The 19776-nt window shown below is 36.6% G+C and carries 17 protein-coding genes and 1 pseudogene; 16 read left to right on the top strand and 2 right to left on the bottom strand.

The window, feature by feature from the left end:
• The first annotated feature begins 101 nt into the window (after nucleotides 1–101).
• The 9 genes and pseudogenes from purE to CGC63_RS11995 all read left to right on the top strand — a co-directional run bounded on the left by purE (nucleotide 102) and on the right by CGC63_RS11995 (nucleotide 9975).
• Complete coding sequence (gene purE, locus CGC63_RS12035; protein WP_003022499.1) at nucleotides 102–605, top strand: 5-(carboxyamino)imidazole ribonucleotide mutase; 504 nt, start codon at nucleotides 102–104, stop codon at nucleotides 603–605.
• A 32-nt stretch (nucleotides 606–637) separates the two neighbouring features.
• Nucleotides 638–1663: a phosphoribosylformylglycinamidine cyclo-ligase gene (gene purM / locus CGC63_RS12030; protein WP_003022497.1), complete on the top strand. Its 1026-nt coding sequence runs from the start codon at nucleotides 638–640 to the stop codon at nucleotides 1661–1663.
• Between the two features lie 108 nt (nucleotides 1664–1771).
• Nucleotides 1772–2398: a phosphoribosylglycinamide formyltransferase gene (gene purN / locus CGC63_RS12025; protein ID WP_040351237.1), complete on the top strand. Its 627-nt coding sequence runs from the start codon at nucleotides 1772–1774 to the stop codon at nucleotides 2396–2398.
• A 17-nt stretch (nucleotides 2399–2415) separates the two neighbouring features.
• Nucleotides 2416–3690 carry a phosphoribosylamine--glycine ligase gene (purD, locus tag CGC63_RS12020; RefSeq protein ID WP_003022492.1) on the top strand — a complete coding sequence of 425 codons (1275 nt, stop codon included), beginning with the start codon at nucleotides 2416–2418 and terminating at the stop codon, nucleotides 3688–3690.
• 97 nt (nucleotides 3691–3787) lie between these two features.
• Nucleotides 3788–4156 carry a GntR family transcriptional regulator gene (locus tag CGC63_RS12015; protein WP_003022491.1) on the top strand — a complete coding sequence of 123 codons (369 nt, stop codon included), beginning with the start codon at nucleotides 3788–3790 and terminating at the stop codon, nucleotides 4154–4156.
• Nucleotides 4157–4170: 14 nt separating this feature from the next.
• On the top strand, nucleotides 4171–6600 hold the full coding sequence (locus CGC63_RS12010; RefSeq protein ID WP_003022489.1) for an ATP-dependent Clp protease ATP-binding subunit: 2430 nt from the start codon (nucleotides 4171–4173) through the stop codon (nucleotides 6598–6600).
• A gap of 100 nt (nucleotides 6601–6700) precedes the next feature.
• A pseudogene (locus CGC63_RS12005) lies at nucleotides 6701–7115 on the top strand (endosialidase).
• Between the two features lie 88 nt (nucleotides 7116–7203).
• Nucleotides 7204–8574 carry a DNA repair protein RadA gene (radA, locus tag CGC63_RS12000; RefSeq protein WP_003022486.1) on the top strand — a complete coding sequence of 457 codons (1371 nt, stop codon included), beginning with the start codon at nucleotides 7204–7206 and terminating at the stop codon, nucleotides 8572–8574.
• Nucleotides 8575–8697: 123 nt separating this feature from the next.
• Complete coding sequence (locus CGC63_RS11995) at nucleotides 8698–9975, top strand: adenylosuccinate synthase (protein ID WP_003022485.1); 1278 nt, start codon at nucleotides 8698–8700, stop codon at nucleotides 9973–9975.
• A 58-nt stretch (nucleotides 9976–10033) separates the two neighbouring features.
• Here the strand turns inward: CGC63_RS11995 and CGC63_RS11990 are convergent, their stop codons facing one another.
• Entirely contained in the window at nucleotides 10034–11233 is a 1200-nt protein-coding gene (locus CGC63_RS11990; RefSeq protein WP_089438715.1) for a coenzyme F420-0:L-glutamate ligase, read from the bottom strand.
• A gap of 138 nt (nucleotides 11234–11371) precedes the next feature.
• Entirely contained in the window at nucleotides 11372–12058 is a 687-nt protein-coding gene (locus CGC63_RS11985) for a helix-turn-helix transcriptional regulator (RefSeq protein WP_040351198.1), read from the bottom strand.
• Between the two features lie 156 nt (nucleotides 12059–12214).
• On the opposite strand from CGC63_RS11985, the gene CGC63_RS11980 reads away from it, so the two are divergent.
• The 7 genes from CGC63_RS11980 to rhuM all read left to right on the top strand — a co-directional run bounded on the left by CGC63_RS11980 (nucleotide 12215) and on the right by rhuM (nucleotide 19755).
• A complete protein-coding gene (locus tag CGC63_RS11980; protein ID WP_003022479.1) occupies nucleotides 12215–12589 on the top strand; it encodes a RidA family protein in 375 nt (124 codons plus the stop codon).
• 24 nt (nucleotides 12590–12613) lie between these two features.
• A complete protein-coding gene (locus tag CGC63_RS11975) occupies nucleotides 12614–13804 on the top strand; it encodes a MalY/PatB family protein (RefSeq protein ID WP_040351197.1) in 1191 nt (396 codons plus the stop codon).
• A gap of 191 nt (nucleotides 13805–13995) precedes the next feature.
• Nucleotides 13996–14673: a GTP pyrophosphokinase gene (locus tag CGC63_RS11970; RefSeq protein WP_242648463.1), complete on the top strand. Its 678-nt coding sequence runs from the start codon at nucleotides 13996–13998 to the stop codon at nucleotides 14671–14673.
• The gene (locus CGC63_RS11965; RefSeq protein WP_003022474.1) at nucleotides 14670–15743 is read left to right on the top strand and encodes a 6-phosphofructokinase; all 1074 of its coding nucleotides are present in this window, start codon (nucleotides 14670–14672) and stop codon (nucleotides 15741–15743) included. The genes CGC63_RS11970 and CGC63_RS11965 overlap by 4 nt, the downstream gene beginning before the upstream one ends.
• Before the next feature lie 83 nt (nucleotides 15744–15826).
• A complete protein-coding gene (gene ppk1, locus CGC63_RS11960; protein ID WP_009246446.1) occupies nucleotides 15827–17884 on the top strand; it encodes a polyphosphate kinase 1 in 2058 nt (685 codons plus the stop codon).
• A 106-nt stretch (nucleotides 17885–17990) separates the two neighbouring features.
• The gene (locus CGC63_RS11955; protein ID WP_003022471.1) at nucleotides 17991–18905 is read left to right on the top strand and encodes an aldo/keto reductase; all 915 of its coding nucleotides are present in this window, start codon (nucleotides 17991–17993) and stop codon (nucleotides 18903–18905) included.
• Nucleotides 18906–19347: 442 nt separating this feature from the next.
• The gene (rhuM, locus tag CGC63_RS16080) at nucleotides 19348–19755 is read left to right on the top strand and encodes a RhuM family protein (protein WP_412693782.1); all 408 of its coding nucleotides are present in this window, start codon (nucleotides 19348–19350) and stop codon (nucleotides 19753–19755) included.
• Nucleotides 19756–19776: the final 21 nt, after the last annotated feature.

The raw sequence follows: 19776 nt of genomic DNA, 5'->3' as shown, positions 1-19776 counted from the left end.
AAAAGGGTTTTGCAGTTGACATTATTTGTAACAATATGTAAAATTGTGCTGTACAATAAAATATACAGCATAAGCTGAATTTAATTTAAAGGAGAACAATCATGGCAAAAGTTGGAATTGTTATGGGCAGTGACTCAGATATGCCTGTTATGAGCAAAGCGGCAGATATGTTGGAGAAATTCGGAATTGAATATGAAATGACTATTATTTCTGCCCACAGAGAACCGGATGTATTCTTTGAATATGCAAAAACAGCAGAAGAAAAAGGATTTAAAGTTATTATTGCGGGAGCAGGTATGGCAGCACATCTTCCAGGTATGTGTGCAGCAATCTTCCCAATGCCGGTTATCGGTATCCCAATGCATACAACTTCTTTAGGAGGAAGAGATTCTCTGTACTCTATCGTTCAGATGCCTTCCGGTATTCCTGTTGCAACTGTTGCAATTAATGGAGGAGCAAATGCAGCAATTCTGGCAGCCAAGATTTTAGCTACTTCAGATGAGGCATTATTGCAGAAATTAAAAGATTACAAAGAAGAATTAAAAGATCAGGTTGTTGCAAAAGATGCAAAATTACAGGAAGTAGGATATAAAAATTATAAATAAAAGCAGGGAAATGAAACGGAGGAAGAAAGAAAATGGATTACAAGAAAGCTGGCGTAGATATTGAAGCTGGATATAAATCAGTAGAATTAATGAAAGAGCATGTAAAGAAAACAATGCGTGAAGAAGTTCTTGGCGGATTAGGCGGTTTCTCCGGTGCTTTTTCTCTGGCAAAGATTAAAGAGATGGAAGAGCCTGTGTTATTATCCGGTACAGACGGATGCGGAACAAAGGTGAAACTGGCAATGGTCATGGACAAACATGATACAATCGGTATTGACGCAGTTGCAATGTGTGTAAACGATATTGCATGTGCCGGTGGAGAGCCATTGTTTTTCTTAGATTATATTGCATGTGGAAAAAATTATCCTGAAAAAATCGCTACAATCGTAAAAGGTGTTGCAGAAGGCTGCTTACAGTCTGAAGCAGCTTTAATCGGTGGTGAAACAGCAGAACATCCTGGACTTATGCCGGAAGATGATTACGATTTAGCAGGTTTTGCAGTTGGTGTTTGTGACAAGAAAGATATGATTACAGGAGAAAACTTAAAAGCAGGCGATGTTTTAATCGGTATGGCATCTTCAGGTGTTCACAGCAATGGATTTTCATTAGTAAGAAAAGTATTTGAGATTACAAAAGAGTCTTTAGATACTTATTATGATGAATTAGGAACAACTTTAGGAGAAGCTTTACTTGCTCCTACAAGAATTTATGTAAAAGCATTGAAGAAAGTAAAAGAAGCAGGTGTTACTGTAAAAGCCTGCAGCCATATTACAGGCGGCGGATTTTATGAAAATATTCCACGTATGTTAAAAGATGGCGTTTGTGCAGTTGTAGAAAAGGACAGCTATCCAATTCCTCCAATCTTTACATTGATGGCAAAGACAGGAAATATTGAAGAACAGATGATGTACAATACTTATAATATGGGTATTGGTATGATTGTGGCAGTGGATCCGGCAGATGTTGACAAAACAATGGAAGCTATGAAAGCAGCAGGGGATACTCCTTACGTAATCGGTAAGATTGAAGAGGGAGAAAAAGGTGTGAAATTAGTATAAGACAGGGAAATCAGGGTTGCAAAAGCAGCCCTTTTCCTGTTTATAAAGATTAAAGTACAAAAAATATTTTTTGTTACCAAAATCCTATAAAAGAAAGGCTGAATGAATATGATGAAAATGGCAGTGTTGGTGTCCGGCGGAGGAACCAATCTTCAGGCGATTATGGATGCAATGGACAGGGGTGAAGTTACCAATGCGGAGATTGCTGTGGTAATCAGTAATAACGCAAATGCCTATGCTCTGGAAAGAGCAAAGATGAAGGGGATAGAGGCAATTTGTGTATCTCCGAAGGCTTATGCCTCCAGAGCAGAATTTAATCAGGCGTTACTTGAAACAATCCAATCTTATGATGTGGAGCTTGTTGTTCTGGCGGGCTGTCTTGTAGTTATTCCGGAGATTATGGTAAAGGCTTATCCAAATAAGATTATTAATATTCATCCGGCGCTTATTCCATCTTTCTGCGGTACGGGTTATTATGGACTGAAGGTGCATGAGGGCGTACTGGAAAGAGGAGTAAAAGTAACCGGAGCAACGGTACATTTTGTAGACGAAGGGACAGATACAGGTCCGATTATCTTACAGAAGGCGGTAGAAGTTCATCAGGGAGATACGCCGGAAATTCTTCAGCGCAGAGTTATGGAAGAAGCAGAGTGGAAAATTATGCCGAAAGCGATTGATTTAATTGCAAATGATAAAATTGAAGTGATAGATGGACTGGTGAAATTTAAAGAATAAGAAGGGAGCATAAGAGAATGAAAGTATTGATTATAGGAAGTGGTGGAAGAGAGCACGCTATTGCATGGAAGGTTGCAAAAAGTCCAAAGGTAGATAAGATTTACTGTGCACCGGGAAACGCAGGAATTGCGGAATTTGCAGAATGTGTGCCAATCGGCGCAATGGAATTTGAGAAGCTGGCAGCTTTTGCAAAAGAAAATGCAGTAGATTTAACTGTTGTAGGAATGGATGACCCATTAGTCGGCGGTGTTGTAGATGTTTTTGAAAAAGAGGGATTGCGAGTGTTTGGACCGAGAAAGAATGCGGCAATTCTGGAAGGCTCAAAAGCTTTTTCTAAAGATTTGATGAAGAAATATAACATTCCTACGGCAGCTTATGAAAACTTTGAGGATGCAGATGAGGCTCTGGCATATCTTCGTGAGAAAGCAGAGTTTCCTATTGTATTAAAGGCAGACGGACTGGCTCTTGGAAAAGGTGTTTTAATCTGTAACACATTGGAAGAAGCAGAGGAAGGCGTTTGCACAATTATGCTGGATAAAAAATTCGGTTCTGCAGGAAATACTTTAGTTATCGAAGAATTCATGACAGGACGTGAAGTATCCGTACTTTCTTTTGTTGACGGAAAAACCATTAAAACCATGACTTCCGCACAGGATCATAAACGTGCAAAAGACGGAGATGAAGGGTTAAATACAGGAGGAATGGGAACATTTTCACCAAGTCCTTTCTATACAAAAGAAGTGGATGAATTTTGCGAAAAATATGTATATCAGGCAACCGTAGATGCTATGGCAGCAGAAGGCAGAGAGTTTAAAGGGATTATTTTCTTTGGTCTGATGCTTACAGAAAAAGGACCAAAAGTGTTGGAGTATAATGCTCGCTTTGGTGATCCGGAGGCTCAGGTTGTTATTCCGAGATTAAAAAATGATATTGTAGAAGTTTTTGAAGCCTGCGTAGACGGAAAGTTAGATGAAATTGACTTACAGTTTGAAGACAACGCAGCAGTATGTGTTGTGTTAGCCTCTGACGGTTATCCGGTTTCTTATGAAAAAGGATATCCAATTGAAGGTCTGGAAAACTTTAAGGATAAAGACGGTTATTATGTTTTCCATGCAGGAACTGCCTTCAAAGATGGTAAAATCGTAACAAACGGAGGGCGTGTCTTAGGAGTTACCGCAAAAGGGGCTGACTTAAAAGAGGCAAGAGCGAATGCTTATGAGGCAACAAAATGGATTAACTTTGAAAATAAATATATGCGAAATGATATTGGAAAAGCCATTGATGAGGCATAGGAAGGAAGCTGCGAAAGCAGCTTCTTTTTTCTAAATCTTTACTAAAAATGCTATCTATGCTATATTAGATATAACAATCTGGAAAGAAGGTGAAGGCATGCTGATTGAAATTGATTTTAACAGTGATGAAGCAATTTATGTACAGCTTTGTAATCAGATTATTATGGGAATTGCCACAGAACAGTTAAAGGTAGGAGAGACGCTTCCTTCTGTAAGACAGCTGGCAGATACCATAGGAATTAACATGCACACAGTAAATAAAGCATATTCTGTATTGAGACAGGAAGGATTTCTCAGTATAGACAGACGCAGAGGCGCAGTGATTTCCATTGATGTGGATAAAATCAGGGCATTGGAGGAAATGAAGGAAAATCTTTTGCCTGTTTTGGCAAAAGGCTGTTGTAAGAATATTACAAGAGAAGAAGTGCATGCCTTAATTGATGAAATTTTTGAAGAATATAAATAGAACAGGAGAGATACATGAAAAAGCAATACTCAAAGTGGGCATTAAAGGCTTTGAAGCTGGCAGAGGAAACTGCCAGAAAATGCAGCCATAATTATATTGGAACAGAACATATACTGGCAGGACTTCTGGCTGTAAAGGATAGTACGGCAGGAGAAATTCTCACAGAAGCCGGTATTTCATTGAAAAAATTGTTAGAGCTTATGGAAAAGCTGGTAGCGCCGTCTTCAGAGGTGCTGCTGGAAGAGCCTCAGGGCTATACACCAAGAAGCAAAAAGATACTTGAAAAAGCATCTGAAGAAGCAACAAATATGGAAAGTGCAGAAATCGGCACAGAGCATATTTTAATCGCAATGTTAAAAGAAACAGATTGTGTGGGCGCCAGACTTCTGCATACTATGGGGGCAGGAAATCAAAAGCTGTATGCAGAGCTTATGAATGTTATGGGGAGAGAAGGCACATTGACAAAAGAAGAAAAGAGTGCCACACCAATGCTAGATCAGTATGGCAGAGATTTGACAGAAATGGCTGCTATGGGCAAGCTGGATCCTGTTGTAGGCAGGGAAAAAGAAATTAACCGTATTATACAGATTTTAAGCAGAAGAACAAAGAACAACCCTTGTCTGATTGGTGAACCCGGAGTGGGAAAAACAGCCATTACCGAGGGGCTTGCGCAGAAGATTGTAAGTGGAATGGTTCCTGAAAATATGGCGGATAAACGTATTCTGGTGTTGGATTTATCTGCTATGGTAGCGGGTTCAAAATACAGAGGTGAGTTTGAAGAGAGGATTAAACGTGTGGTTTGGGAAGCATCCAATGACAAAAGAATTCTTTTATTCTTGGATGAACTCCATACCCTTATAGGGGCAGGCGGAGCAGAAGGAGCATTAGATGCTTCCAATATTTTAAAGCCGTCTCTTTCCAGAGGAGAAATTCAGCTTATCGGTGCAACGACTATCGAGGAATATCGGAAGCATATTGAAAAAGACCCTGCATTAGAGCGAAGATTTCAGCCGGTAACCGTAGAAGAACCTACCAAGGAAGAAGCGGAGGAAATTTTAAGAGGATTAGTGCCTTATTATGAAAAACATCACGGTGTCGTGATTGAGGAAAGCGCTGTAAAAGCAGCCGTTTCCATGGGTGTGCGTTATATTAATGACAGATTTCTTCCGGATAAGGCGTTGGACTTATTGGATGAAGCATGCTCCAAGGTACAGATTTCCGGCTATAAGGTTCCGGATGGATTGACAGAGGCAGAGCTTCGTTTAAGAGATATTAGCGAAGAAAAAGAAAGAGCAGTAAAAAGTCAGGATTTTCTTCTTGCAGGCAAGCTTCAGGAAGAACAAAAAGAAACAGAAGAAATAGTAGAAAAAGCCAGAAAGCGCTTTGAAAGACAGTGTAAAAATAAAAAGCTATTTGTTACAGAAGATGATGTTGCTCTGGTAGTTGCTCAGTGGACAAAAATACCGGTGAAAAAGCTTACAGAAGGAGAGTCTAAACGACTGGCAAAACTGGAAAATCAGCTTCATAAACGTGTAATCGGACAGGATGAGGCAGTAACCGCTGTTGCAAAGGCAATTAAACGAGGCAGAGTAGGATTAAAAGACCCCAAACGTCCTATTGGCTCTTTCCTTTTATTAGGCCCTACCGGCGTAGGAAAAACAGAGCTTTCCAAGGCTTTGGCAGAGGCGGTTTTCGGCAGTGAAGATGCAATGATACGTGTAGATATGTCAGAGTATATGGAAAAACACAGTGTCTCTAAACTGATTGGTTCACCACCGGGATATGTAGGTTATGAAGAGGGAGGACAGCTAAGTGAAAAAGTAAGACGAAGCCCATACAGTGTGCTGCTTTTTGATGAGATTGAGAAGGCCCATCCAGATGTATTCAATCTTCTTTTGCAGGTGCTGGATGACGGACATATTACCGATGCACAGGGCAGAAAAGTAGACTTTAAAGAAACCATTATTATTATGACCTCCAATGCGGGAGCACAGGCGATTGTAGAGCCGAAAAAGCTGGGATTTGGAACAGCAGATGATGCGCAGGCCGATTATAAGAAGATGAAAGACAGTGTAATGGAAGAAGTAAAGAGACTTTTTAAGCCGGAGTTCTTAAACCGTATTGATGATATTATTGTATTCCATACTTTGAACAAAGAGGAGATTAAGAAGATTGTAGGGATACTTTTAAAAGAGTTTGCAAAACGCTGTAAGACACAGTTGAATATTGATGTGAAAATTCGGGAAAATGTAAAAGAATTTATCGGAAAAGAAGGCTTTGACCCAAAATACGGAGCACGTCCATTAAAGAGAGCAATTCAGAGTAAAATCGAAGACGCAATGGCAGAGGAAATTCTGGAAGGCAGGATAAAAGCAGGAGACAGCGTTACCATTGGCTTGTCTAAAGAAAAGGTAAATTTTATTATAAATGTACAAAATGACTAGCAAAAAACTGAAATATATGGTAATATTGTTATACCAAAACAAGAAGGAAAAAGGTCTGAAAAGACAGAACAATGAAAGACATAAGCGGGAGGACATAACTATGTCAGTAGTAAAAGAATTAATTCGTACAGAAGAAAATGGCAAAATCAGCTTTGGTAACTATGAGTTAGCACAGAAGTCAAAGGTATCCGACTTTGAGTACGATGGAGATATATACAAAGTAAAAACATATAAGGAAATTACAAAACTGGAAAGAAATGGTATGTTTGTATATGAGTCTGTACCGGGTACCACAGTTTTAGATTTGGAAGAAAAAGAAGACAAGATGAGCTTTGCAGTGGAAGGACCACAAGATGCTCAGATTACTGTGGAAATGGAAGAGGATGCCGAGTACAAGATTGTAATTGACAAAGAAGAAGCAGGACAGATGAAAACAAATCTGGGGGGGGAAGCTGTCCTTCAGTGTAGAACTGGAGCAGGCAGAGCAGGTAACTGTACAGATTGAAAGAATTTAAGCATCAAGGTATCAGATAAGTAAAAATAAGCAAGACAGGGCTGTCGCATTATGCGGCAGCCTCGTTTATTGGAAAAGAAAGGAAAAATATGGCAAAAGGGAAAAAAACATTGTTTTTCTGTCAAAATTGTGGGTATGAGTCTCCGAAGTGGCTGGGGCAATGTCCGGGATGCAGGGAATGGAATTCTTTTGTGGAAGAGACGGTATCTGCAACCGCAAAAGGAAAAACAACAGCTTCAGGAAGTACGACAGGGAAGAAAAATGAACCGGTTATTCTTGCAGATATTTCCATACAGGAAAATGACAGAATAAAAACAGAAATAGAAGAGCTGGACAGAGTACTGGGAGGTGGTATTGTTCCCGGTTCTATGGTTCTGGTGGGAGGAGATCCGGGTATCGGAAAATCTACCCTTCTTCTTCAGGTGTGCAGACAGCTTACGGGAAAGGGACATAAGGTTTTATACGTTTCCGGCGAGGAATCTTTGGGACAGATTAAGCTAAGAGCAAAAAGAATAGGAGAATTTAATGAAAATTTGTTGCTTTTATGTGAAACAAATTTAGAAAACATTCGTAGCGTCATTGAAAAGGTGAAACCGGAAATGGTAGTGATCGACTCTATTCAGACTATGTATAATGAGGAAGTGTCTTCTGCACCAGGCAGTGTCTCTCAGGTGAGGGAGTCTACAGGTGTTCTTATGCAGATTGCAAAAGGAATGGGGATTTCTGTCTTCATTGTTGGACATGTTACAAAAGATGGAAGTGTGGCAGGTCCCAGAGTACTGGAGCACATGGTAGATACGGTGTTGTATTTTGAAGGAGACAGGCAGGTGATTTACCGTATTTTAAGAGGAGTAAAAAATCGATTTGGCTCGACAAATGAAATTGGTGTTTTTGAAATGCGGGAAAAAGGGCTTATGGAAGTGAAAAATCCATCGCAGGTTATGTTAAATGGTAGACCTACAGATGCCTCCGGAACTGCGGTTGTTTGCTCTGTTGAAGGGACACGTCCTATTTTGATTGAAATACAGGCGCTTGTAACCAGAACAAACTTCGGCTTGCCAAGACGTACTTCGGTAGGAATTGATTATAATCGTGTGAATTTGCTTATGGCAGTTTTAGAGAAAAGAGCAGGGCTTCATTTGGGAGATTGCGATGCTTATGTTAATCTGGCAGGAGGAATGAAACTTGGAGAACCGGCTATTGATTTAGGTGTGGTTCTTGCCATTGTATCCAGCTATAAAAATCAGGTAATTGATGAGCGGATTTTAATTTTTGGAGAAGTGGGACTTTCAGGAGAAGTACGTGGTGTCAGTATGGCGGAAAGCAGAGTGAGAGAAGCAGAAAAACTGGGATTTACTTCCTGTATTATGCCAAAGGCAAATGTAGAAAGTCTGCAGGGAAAATATGAGATTAAACTCATTGGTGTAGCTAATATTAAAGAGGCAATGAACTGTATTTAAGAGGTAAAATTGAACAAAATTTTGGGGCTCAGGGAAAACTATTTTTACTTTATTTCTCAGAAAAAATGGTGTATTATACTTTAGTAAATGAAATGGATTCCAGTATTACAGGAGGAATAGAAAATGGTAAAAGCCGTAGTAGGAGCAAACTGGGGAGACGAAGGAAAAGGTAAAATTACGGATATGCTGGCAAAAGAGGCAGATATTGTAGTGAGATTTCAGGGTGGAGCAAACGCCGGACATACAATTGTAAACAATTATGGAAAGTTTGCCCTGCATAGTCTGCCATCAGGTGTATTTAATGAGAATACAACAAGTATTATTGGAAATGGTGTGGCATTGAACATACCTGTACTGTTCCATGAAATACAGTCAATTGTAGAACAGGGAGTCCCTATGCCTGATATTAAAATATCAGACAGAGCACAGATTGTAATGTCTTATCATATTAAATTCGATGAATATGAAGAAGAAAGACTGGCAGGAAAATCTTTTGGTTCTACCAAGTCGGGAATTGCACCATTTTATTCTGATAAATTTGCAAAAATCGGCTTTCAGGTCAGTGAGCTTTTTGAAGAGGAAGAAGCTCTTATGGAGAAAGCAGAAAATATCTGTCAGAAAAAAAATGTGGATTTAGAGTATTTATATCACAAACCTCTTTTAAATCCGGCAGATATTGTAAAGGAATTAAAAGAATACAAAGAGATGATTGCACCTTATGTATGTGATGTTTCTCTGCTTTTATGGAATGCTTTAAAAGAAGGAAAAGAAATTTTACTGGAAGGCCAGTTGGGTTCTTTGAAAGATCCAGATCATGGTATTTATCCTATGGTAACGTCTTCCTCCACACTGGCAGCTTATGGCGCAGTAGGTGCAGGAATACCTCCTTATGAAATAAAGAAAATTATTACTGTATGTAAAGCTTATTCCAGTGCAGTAGGTGCAGGTGCTTTTGTATCTGAAATTTTTGGAGAAGAAGCAGATGAATTAAGACGCAGAGGCGGCGATGGCGGTGAATATGGCGCAACCACAGGACGTCCAAGACGTATGGGCTGGTTTGACTGTGTGGCATCAAAATATGGATGCCGTATTCAGGGAACAACAGATGTTGCTTTTACTGTACTTGATGTTCTGGGATATTTAGAGGAAATTCCTGTTTGTGTGGCTTATGATATTGATGGAGAAATCACAACAGAATTCCCTACAACAAGTCTTCTGGAAAAAGCAAAACCGGTAATTGAAGTGTTGCCAGGATGGAACTGTGATATCAGAGGCATTAAGAAATATGAGGATTTACCGGAGAACTGTCGTAAATACATTGAATTTGTAGAGGAAAAAATTGGATTTCCGATTACAATGGTTTCTAATGGACCAGGACGAGAAGATATTATTTATAGATAAGGAAAAGAAAAAGGAAGCAATGGAGAAAATCCACAGCTTCCTTTTTTGTACAGAAAAATTATTTTGCGTAGTTGTCAAAATATCCTTGAATATAGATAATTGGAGTTCCCTTATCACCGGAACCGGAAGTAAGGTCAGCTAAAGATCCCAAAAGGTCAGTAAGACGTCTTGGTGTAGTACCCTGTGTTACCATAGTACCTTTTAAGCTGGCAGCTTTTTCATCTTTTTCTGTAATATAATTTTTAATGGCATCTTTTAATTCATTTCCTGATAAATCAGCAAAATCGTTATCAGCCAGATATTTTAATTTTACTTCATTTGGAGTACCTTCCAAACCTGCAGTGTAAGCAGGAGATACGACAGGATCAGCCAGCTCCCAGATTTTTCCTACAGGATCTTTAAATGCACCATCGCCATATACCATAACTTCTACATTTTTTCCTGTTTTTTTCAGCATAGAGTTATGAATAGCAGTAACAACTTCTTCGCATTTAATTGGGAAGAGTTTTACAGTATCTTCTGTTGCTTTATTAGAACCTAAAAGTCCGTAAGCATCATTATAACCGCTGCCATTGATGCTCTTTGTCATAATATCATCAAGAGCATATACTTTCTCAGCGCCGTTTGCTTTTAAAATACGTTTTGTTCTTTGACGAGTGTGAATGTCACAGGTAAGAACACTTTTTGTATAAGAAAGGATAGCTTTTGGGTTGTTAGCGAAAATGATTTCAACCTCAGCGCCAGCTTCCTGAATAAGCTGTTTGTAATATTCTACATAGTCAACACCTGTAAATACGTGTTTTTCATATCCAAACAGTTCTCTGTATTTTTCTTCTGTTAAAACATCAGACCATGGATTTACATTTTTTTCGTCCATAACATCTAAATCAATGAGGTGGTTTCCTACTTCATCAGATGGGTAGCTTAACATGAGCACAATTTTTTTGCAGCCCATAGCAATACCTTTTAAGCAGATAGAAAAACGATTGCGGCTTAAAATAGGGAAAATTACACCTACGGTATCATCACCGAATTTTTCTTTTACATCAGCAGCAATATCTTTTACATTTGCATAGTTACCCTGAGCTCTGGCAACGACTGCTTCTGTAACGGCAATTACATCTTTATCTTGAATTTCAAAGTTGGCACTTTCAGATGCTTTTAATACACAGTCCACTACGATTTCAGGAAGGTTGTCTCCTTCACGGATAATCGGTGCGCGGACACCTCTTGATATTGTTCCAACCATGCGGTCTATATTTTTCATAATTTATGTACCTCCATTGGTTTCTTGCAAATTTGAGGGCAAAATTGCCACCTACTTTATAATACGTTGAAATCACTCTGTATGCAAGGGAAATATATGGGTTTTCTGAAAAAATATGCGAAAATCATGCTAATTTTCCTGCTCTTTTAAGTTACGGATGTGTAGATATACGGTATTTTTGGAAATTCCCAAAAGAGATGCCACTTTTAAAACAGCATCTTTGATGTTGAAAATTCCTCTTTGATAAAGCTGTGTAATAATTTCTTTGTTTTTATTTTGCGGTGAAACAGAAAAGTCATTCAGCACCTGATGTTGAATTTTGTATAAAACATTTTCAATGAGCTCATCTGTATTATCTGCAAAATTTTCTGTGGCGGTATTATTGGAAGAAAGACCCGCAGATGCTTCCGGATAAAATTTTGCCAGCAGAGAGGACAGAGGAACATCGGTATAAAAATTGATACAAATCAGACCGATAATACGCTCTTTTTCTCCTGCAATCGGAATGGTGCAGGAACGCAGTGGCACTCCTTTTTTTGAATGGTTCATGTAGCAAACAGCAGGCTGAGACGGTTCTTCCTTTAGTTGACTGAGCATGGAAAGTGCCAAATCAGTAATCGGTGCGCCGTTTTTTCTGCCGGAATAATGCCCATTGACGTTTTCAATAACGGAATGCTGAAGATTTTCAAGACTGTGGAGAATAATCTCATATCCTTCTCCCAGATATTCTCCCAGACTTACAATCATCTTTTTATAAGAGTTTAAAATAAGCTGTTCTGTTTTTGTAAGTTTTATATAAGGTTTATCGTTTGACATAATGGTCTCCATAAGATTTGTTTTCAATAATTAAAGTTATTATATTTTGAATTTATGTTTTGTGCAAGAATGAAAAAAAGTTCATTGAAATATATTTACTAAAATATTGTTTAGTGATATGATAAGAAAAAACGAGATGTAAAGGAGATTGATATTATGTTGAAAACAATTTATACACCAAAAGCACCTGCAGCAATCGGACCATATTCACAGGCAGTAGTATGTGGAGATATGCTTTTTACTTCCGGACAAATTCCGGTAAATCCTGAAACAGGAGAAATTGCAGGAGAAACAATTTCTGAACAGGCTGAACAGGTAATGAAGAATATCGGAGCTGTTCTGGAAGAAGCAGGAACAAACTTTGAAAATGCAGTGAAGACAACTTGCTTTTTGGCAGATATGGGAGATTTTCAGGTATTTAATGAAGTGTATGCAAAGTATTTTGTAAATAAACCGGCACGTTCTTGTGTAGCTGTGAAAACACTTCCGAAAAATGTATTATGTGAAGTTGAGGTTATCGCAAAACTGTAAAGGTTTGTGAAGAAAGAGGTAGCAATGTCAGAAAACCGATTTGATTTTGACACTGTCATAGACAGACGAGGGACAAATTGTGGAAAATGGGACACCATGGATAAGAAATACGGAAATACAGATCTTATTCATCTAGGTGTGGCTGATATGGATTTTCCTTCTCCGCAGCCTATTCGTGATGTAGTACATCAATGTGCGGAACATGGGATTTTTGGTTATACGGATTTAGGCGATGATTTCTATGAAGGTTTTATGTCCTGGGAAAAAAGAATGCATCATGTGGATATAAAAAAAGAAGAAATAGTATTTTGTCCTCGTATTAATATTTCTGCAGGAATTTGTGTGGGAGCATTTACAGAACCGGGAGAGGAAGTAATACTTCATACTCCTGCTTATGGCCCATTGTATGAAGCAATTTCTAAAAATAACAGAACCGTGGTAAAATGTGGATTAAAATCTCAAAACGGAAAGTATATTATGGATTTACAACAAATGGAAGCGCAGATAACGGAAAAAACAAAAATGCTTTTATTATGCAGTCCTCATAACCCGGTAGGTCGTGTATGGACAAAAGAAGAGCTGGAGGCAGTAGGTGAATTTTGTATAAAACATGAACTGCTGTTATTTGTAGATGAAATTCATGGTGATATTACTGCACCGGGAGTAGAGTTTGTATCTGCCTTGTCTTTGTCGGAAGAAGTGCGAAAAAGATTGATTGTTGCATCATCACCTACAAAAACTTTTAATATTCCGGGATTTATTTTATCTTATCTGATTATTCCAAATCAAGAATACAGAGCTGTGGTAAAAAGGGAAATTGACAGAATCGGTATGCATAATCCCACAATCTTTTCAGCAGCAGTAGCAGGTTGTGCGTATCAACAGTGTGATGACTGGTATAAAGCAATGCTGTCTTATATTGATGAGAATGATAAATTTACCAGAGCGTATTTTGCAGAAAAAATGCCGGAATTTTATATTTATCCAAGAGAAGGGACATATCTTTTATGGATGGATTATAAGGAACTGGGTTGTGAAGAAGCAGAATTGGAAAAATGGTTTTTGGAAAAAGCAAAAGTCAGCGTGTATATGGGAACTGTGTTTCAGGAAGAAGGCAGAGGCTGCATTCGACTGAATATAGCAAGTCCCAGAAAATTATTGGAAGAGGCGTATGACAGAATGTACGTTGCATATTGTCATATAAAGAAAAATTAAATATTTAACTTCATTTAGAAAAAAGAGCAGATGAGGTATGTTTTTATTGAAATTATTAGAAACATACTTTGTCTGCTTTTTGTTTGATTAAATATGAAATTTACATGATTTTTATAAAAGAGAGATAACATATTTTACAGAAGAAATTTAAACTTATAGGAGAATATGGGGAAAAGGAGATGAAAAATAGTTTGAATGATGAAAAAAAATCAGATAAATCGGAGATTGTGCAAATAAATTCACCAATGACGTTGTTAATGTATCAATCGGCTATTGATATTGTAGTGGATAGATTAAAAGCAATTAATATAGAGCTTACAAACAAAAGCGGGCATCATGTAATTAGGGGGATTACAAGCCGAATTAAGTCACCGGAGAGTATTACAAAAAAATTAATAAGAAAAGGTAAAAAAATAGACTATGAGACCGCAGTTGAATCATTAAATGATATTGCAGGAGTACGAGCAGTATCTTATTTTTTTGACGATATTTATCAAATATCTAAAGCTGTAAAAAAGCAGAAAGATTTTACATTGATAAAAGAAAAAGATTATGTGCAAAAACCGAAAAAAAGTGGATATAAAAGTATACATTTAATTGTAAAAGTTCCGGTTGTATTGGACAGTCAGACAACGTATGTAAAAGTAGAAATTCAAATTCGTACGTTTGCAATGGATTATTGGGCAGAATTAGATAGTCAAATGTGTTACAAAAAATCTGCCGGTGATATAGAGATGGTTAGACAAGAGAGTAAAAGATACGCAGAGGCAATTGCTGCTTTGGATAATAAAATGCTGGAATTTAGAAAAAAAATTGAATTACTAGAAAAAAATAAAGTTTTGTGTGAAACAGATAAGGTGAAAAAATGAAAAAAATTGGATTATTAACAAGTGGAGGAGATTGTCAAGCATTAAATGTGACAATGCGAGGTGTGGCAAAAAGTCTTTATACAAATTTAGAACAGCTGGAAATTTATGGTTTTTTAAATGGATATGAAGGGTTGATTTATGGGAGATATAAGTTGCTTTCTAAACAAGATTTTTCTGGGATTTTAACGATTGGCGGAACTATGTTGGGAACATCCAGACAACCTTTTAAACAAATAAGAGTTCCTGATAAAAGTGGTTTAGATAAAGTAAGAGCCATGAAAGAAAACTATTATCGATTAAATTTAGATTGCCTTGTTGTGTTAGGTGGAAATGGTTCTCAAAAAACAGCCAATTTATTGAGCGAGGAAGGTTTAAATGTCATACATTTACCGAAAACGATAGATAACGATATTTATGGAACGGATATAACATTCGGATTTCAGAGTGCGATTGATGTAGCGACAAATGTTATTGATTGCATTCACACAACAGCAGCATCACATAACCGTGTGTTTATTGTAGAAATTATGGGACATAAGGTAGGATGGCTTACTTTGTATGCCGGTATTGCAGGGGGTGCGGATATTATTCTTTTACCAGAAATTCCGTATGATATTGATTCTGTAATGAAATCTATTACTGCAAGAAGTAAAGCAGGAAAGGGTTTTACTATTTTAGCAGTGGCAGAAGGGGCAATATCCAAAAAAAATGCATCTCTTTCAAAAAAAGAATATAAAGAGAAAATGGCAAAAAGTAAATTTCCTTCTGTGTCTTATGAATTAGCTTATGAAATATCCAATCGACTGGGGAGTGAAGTACGAGTTGTAGTTCCGGGACACACACAAAGGGGAGGAACGCCAAATGCTTTTGATCGAGTATTAAGTACAAGAATTGGAGCAGCAGCAGCAGAGGCAATTTTAGAAGAAGATTACGGATGTATGATTGCAATGATAAATGGCGAAATCAAGAGAGTACCTTTAAAAAATGTATCGGGTAAATTAAAAACAGTAAATCCCGGATGCGAATTAATAAAGGAAGCAAAAATGATAGGAATAAGTTTTGGTGAATAGCATTCATGATAAAAGAAATTATAAAAAAGATAGTGGGAAAGTTTGATTTTAAAAATAAAAAAATATTAAAGGAGTGCGTTGTTATGAAAAACGAAGTGAGTAGTTATACAAATCGAGAATTATCATGGTTGCAATTTAATGAAAGAGTGTTAAATGAGGCGGGAAACCCAGAAGTACCATTGGCAGAAAGGTTAAGTTTTATATCTATTTTTCAGACCAACTTAGATGAATTTTTTATGGTACGAGTGGGAACTTTACTTATGCAAATGCAGTCGTCTGAAAAAATTGTAGAAAATAAAACTTATATGACGAGTAAAGAACAAGTAAAGGCTATTTTAAAGGAAACAAAAAGATTAGAAAACAAAAAGGGAAAGATATATGAACAATTAATGGGAGAATTAGAGCCAAAAGGGATTCGCATCATTAATTTTAATAAGCTATCTCAGGAAGAAGGGGCAATGCTTGAAGAATATTTCGATACGCATATTGCACCTTTTTTATCACCGATGATTATCGGGAAACAACAGCCATTTCCATTTTTAGCGAATAAGCAATTATATGCCATTGTTCTTTTATCTACATCAAAAGGAAAGAAAAAAATTGGTTTGGTTCCATGTTCAAATGGAGTATTTAAACGCTTAATAGAAATTCCAACAAGACCAGGAAACTTTATGCTTTCAGAGGAGTTAATCCTTCATTTTATTTCAAAATTGTATTCCAAGTATACAGTAGCAGAAAAATCTATTTTACGTATTACCAGAAATGCTGATATAGATGCGTCAGAAATTTACGACGAAGACTTAGATTATCGTGATATGATGGAACAAATGATAAAAAAACGTACGCGGTTAGATGCTGTCAGAATAGAATTAAGCAGGAATATGGATGATAAAATAAAAAAAGAACTTTCTCATTTTACAAATATAGGTTCTGAATATATTTTGGATGTGAAAACACCTTTAGATTTGTCTTTTGTTTTTTCTTTACAGGCATATTTGAAAGAGCAGACAGAACTTTTTTATGAAAAACATACACCAAGACGTAGTCCGGCATTAGATTTAAAAAGGAGTATATTTGAGCAGATTGAAGAAAAAGATGTGTTATTATCATATCCTTATGAAAGTATGAAACCATTTATTCAGTTGTTACAAGAAGCGGCAGATGATGATTCTGTTGTATCTATTAAAATGACTTTATATCGTGTAGCAGAGAGAAGTAAAATTATAGATACGTTAATTGAAGCAGCTGAAAATGGGAAAGAAGTTGTAGTAACCGTGGAGCTTCGAGCTAGGTTTGATGAAGCAAATAACATTGAGATGTCTCATAGATTAGAAGAAGCAGGATGTCAGATTTTGTATGGATTGGGTAATTATAAAGTACATTCAAAGCTGTGTTTGATTACAAGAAAAACAGAAGATGGATTTTCTTATATTACACAGATTGGTACAGGAAATTATAATGAAAAGACAGCGAGATTGTATACAGATTTATCATTGATTACGGCTAAACAATCCATTGGAGCAGAAACAGCAATGGTTTTTACAGCGTTGCAGAAAGGTGAGATTGTAGAGGAAGTAAAAGAATTGTTAGTGGCACCGGCATGTTTGCAAAATCGTATTATTGATATGATAGATTATGAAATTGAAAAAGTGAAAAATAAGAAAGATGGATATATTGGGTTAAAGTTTAATTCATTGACAGACAAAACATTAATCAAAAAATTAATAGAGGCGTCACAGGTTGGGGTGAAAATAGAACTAATTATAAGAGGAATTTGTTGTTTAAAGCCAGGTATAGCAGGTATAACGGAGAATATTCGAGTTATTAGTATTGTTGGAAGATATTTGGAACATTCCAGAATTTACATATTCGGACAAAAAGACGATGAAAAAATATATATTTCATCTGCTGATTTAATGACAAGAAATACATTACGAAGAGTAGAAGTAGCTGTCCCAATATATGATGAAGACATTAAGCATAGAATTAGAAATATGTTTGATATAATGATGAGAGATGATAAAAAAGGAAAAGAGCAGAATTCATCAGGTATTTATTGCGAACGTTTGATTAATACTCCTAAAATTGATTCACAGGAATATTTTTATCAAGAGGCGTATAAAAAAGAAACTAATATGTAGATAAGAATAAAATTAAGGAAAAGCATACATTATTGTAGCCGAATGTATAGGGGATATGTTAAGATGATAAAACAGAGAAAATCATCAAAACAGAGGAGGAAAAAATTTGAAAAATATCAAAATAGCAAATAGATTAGAAGCATCAGAGATTGCATTGGGATGTATGCGGATTACCGGATTGAAAGGGACGGATGAGGTTAGAGAATTAGTTGATACAGCTATGGATCAGGGAATTAATTTTTTTGATCATGCTGACATTTATGGAAATGGTGAGTCAGAACATATTTTTGGAGAGGCCATAAAGGGAATTCCAAGAGAAAAAATGATTGTCCAGACAAAATGTGGAATTCGTCCAGGGCTATGTTATGATTTCTCTAAAGAACATATTTTAGAATCTGTAGATAAAAGCTTAAAACGTTTGAATATGGATTATGTTGATATACTATTATTGCATCGCCCAGATACGTTGATGGAACCGGAAGAAGTTGCAGAGGCTTTTGATATTTTGGAAAAAGAAGGAAAAGTAAGATATTTTGGAGTCAGTAATCAAAATTCTATGCAGATGGAATTGCTTCAGCATTATTGCAGTCAGAAGCTTATTATTAATCAGCTCCAGTTTAGTGTTGCACATTGCGATATCATTGATTCTGGGTTAAATGTGAATGTTCACAATGATGCAGGATGTGTTCGAGATGGAAGTATTCTGGAATATTGCAGATTAAAAGAAGTTACTATCCAGGCATGGTCTCCTTTCTTATATGGATTTTTTGAAGGAGTCTTTATTGGAAGTGAAAAATTCCCAGAGCTAAATAAAATGTTAGATGAATTGGCAGAGAAATATCATGTAACAAACAGTGCTATTGCCATTGCTTGGATATTGAGACATCCGGCAGGTATTCAGGCAATTTTGGGAAGTACAAAGAAGCAGAGAATTGCAGAGATTTGTAAGGCAAGTGAAATAAAATTGACAAGAGAAGAGTGGTACGCACTTTATATGGCAGCAGGGAAAAAATTGCCGTAGAGGATATGAAAAAGTACAGAACATATATTCGAATTTGTTCTGTGCTTTTATTTTGTGTTTTGATATAATGAGAAAAATGAAATTTGTGACTTTTCGCAATAAAAATTTGTAACGTGAGGAGGAGCTTAAATGGAAAATCAGGGTGAAGTTATTTTTTATAATACAGATGATGGGTTGACACATATTGAGGTAAAAGTAGAAGATGAAACTGTTTGGCTGACAATAGATCAAATGTAAGAACTGTTTGGAAAAGCTAGATCAACTATAAATGAGCATATTTTAAATGTTTTTTCAGAAGGAGAATTACTTAAATCAGAGTCTGTGAGAAAAATCGGAAATTCCGATTTTTCTACAAAACCTACAAATTATTATAATCTTGATGTGATAATTTCTGTAGGATATCGTGTGAAGTGTTGATTACAATCCGCATAGTGATGAATCAATACGCTTTTTCAAAATTGTACAGAATAAATTGCATTTTGCAGCACATGGTCACACGGCAACAGAAGTGATATATGAAAGAGCAGATGCAGAGAAATCTTTTATGGGACTAACTTCTTTTTCAGGTGAATTGCCAGCGTTAAAAGATATCAGTATTGCAAAGAATTATCTTTCGGCAGATGAATTGAAGATATTAAATAATCTTGTTTCAGGTTATTTTGATTTAGCTGAAATTAATGCGATTGAGCATAAACCAATGTACATGAATGATTATGTAGGCGTATCTGTTGTGATATTATCTATAATAGGAGTCATACATATTGATGGCAGAAATCAAATATCTATGCTTTGGTTATGGTTATTTTTAGCTTTTATCAATAGCGTTATGCAGGAATACTTCCTGTACTAAATGTTATAACAATGAGTCTTT

The sequence above is a fragment of the Blautia hansenii DSM 20583 genome (assembly GCF_002222595.2).
In the GTDB taxonomy this organism is placed as follows: domain Bacteria; phylum Bacillota; class Clostridia; order Lachnospirales; family Lachnospiraceae; genus Blautia; species Blautia hansenii.
The sequence above is the reverse complement of the archived record's forward strand: the minus strand, read 5'-3'. Positions and strand labels throughout refer to the sequence as shown.

Excerpts from the sequence above, each read along its gene's own strand:
- CGC63_RS11985 (WP_040351198.1), bottom strand. The coding sequence starts at position 12,058 with ATGTCAAACGATAAACCTTATATAAAACTTACAAAAACAGAACAGCTT.
- purM (WP_003022497.1), top strand. The coding sequence starts at position 638 with ATGGATTACAAGAAAGCTGGCGTAGATATTGAAGCTGGATATAAATCA.
- CGC63_RS11980 (WP_003022479.1), top strand. The coding sequence starts at position 12,215 with ATGTTGAAAACAATTTATACACCAAAAGCACCTGCAGCAATCGGACCA.
- CGC63_RS12015 (WP_003022491.1), top strand. The coding sequence starts at position 3,788 with ATGCTGATTGAAATTGATTTTAACAGTGATGAAGCAATTTATGTACAG.
- CGC63_RS11965 (WP_003022474.1), top strand. The coding sequence starts at position 14,670 with ATGAAAAAAATTGGATTATTAACAAGTGGAGGAGATTGTCAAGCATTA.
- radA (WP_003022486.1), top strand. The coding sequence starts at position 7,204 with ATGGCAAAAGGGAAAAAAACATTGTTTTTCTGTCAAAATTGTGGGTAT.
- ppk1 (WP_009246446.1), top strand. The coding sequence starts at position 15,827 with ATGAAAAACGAAGTGAGTAGTTATACAAATCGAGAATTATCATGGTTG.
- purD (WP_003022492.1), top strand. The coding sequence starts at position 2,416 with ATGAAAGTATTGATTATAGGAAGTGGTGGAAGAGAGCACGCTATTGCA.
- purE (WP_003022499.1), top strand. The coding sequence starts at position 102 with ATGGCAAAAGTTGGAATTGTTATGGGCAGTGACTCAGATATGCCTGTT.
- purN (WP_040351237.1), top strand. The coding sequence starts at position 1,772 with ATGATGAAAATGGCAGTGTTGGTGTCCGGCGGAGGAACCAATCTTCAG.
- CGC63_RS11975 (WP_040351197.1), top strand. The coding sequence starts at position 12,614 with ATGTCAGAAAACCGATTTGATTTTGACACTGTCATAGACAGACGAGGG.
- CGC63_RS11995 (WP_003022485.1), top strand. The coding sequence starts at position 8,698 with ATGGTAAAAGCCGTAGTAGGAGCAAACTGGGGAGACGAAGGAAAAGGT.
- CGC63_RS12010 (WP_003022489.1), top strand. The coding sequence starts at position 4,171 with ATGAAAAAGCAATACTCAAAGTGGGCATTAAAGGCTTTGAAGCTGGCA.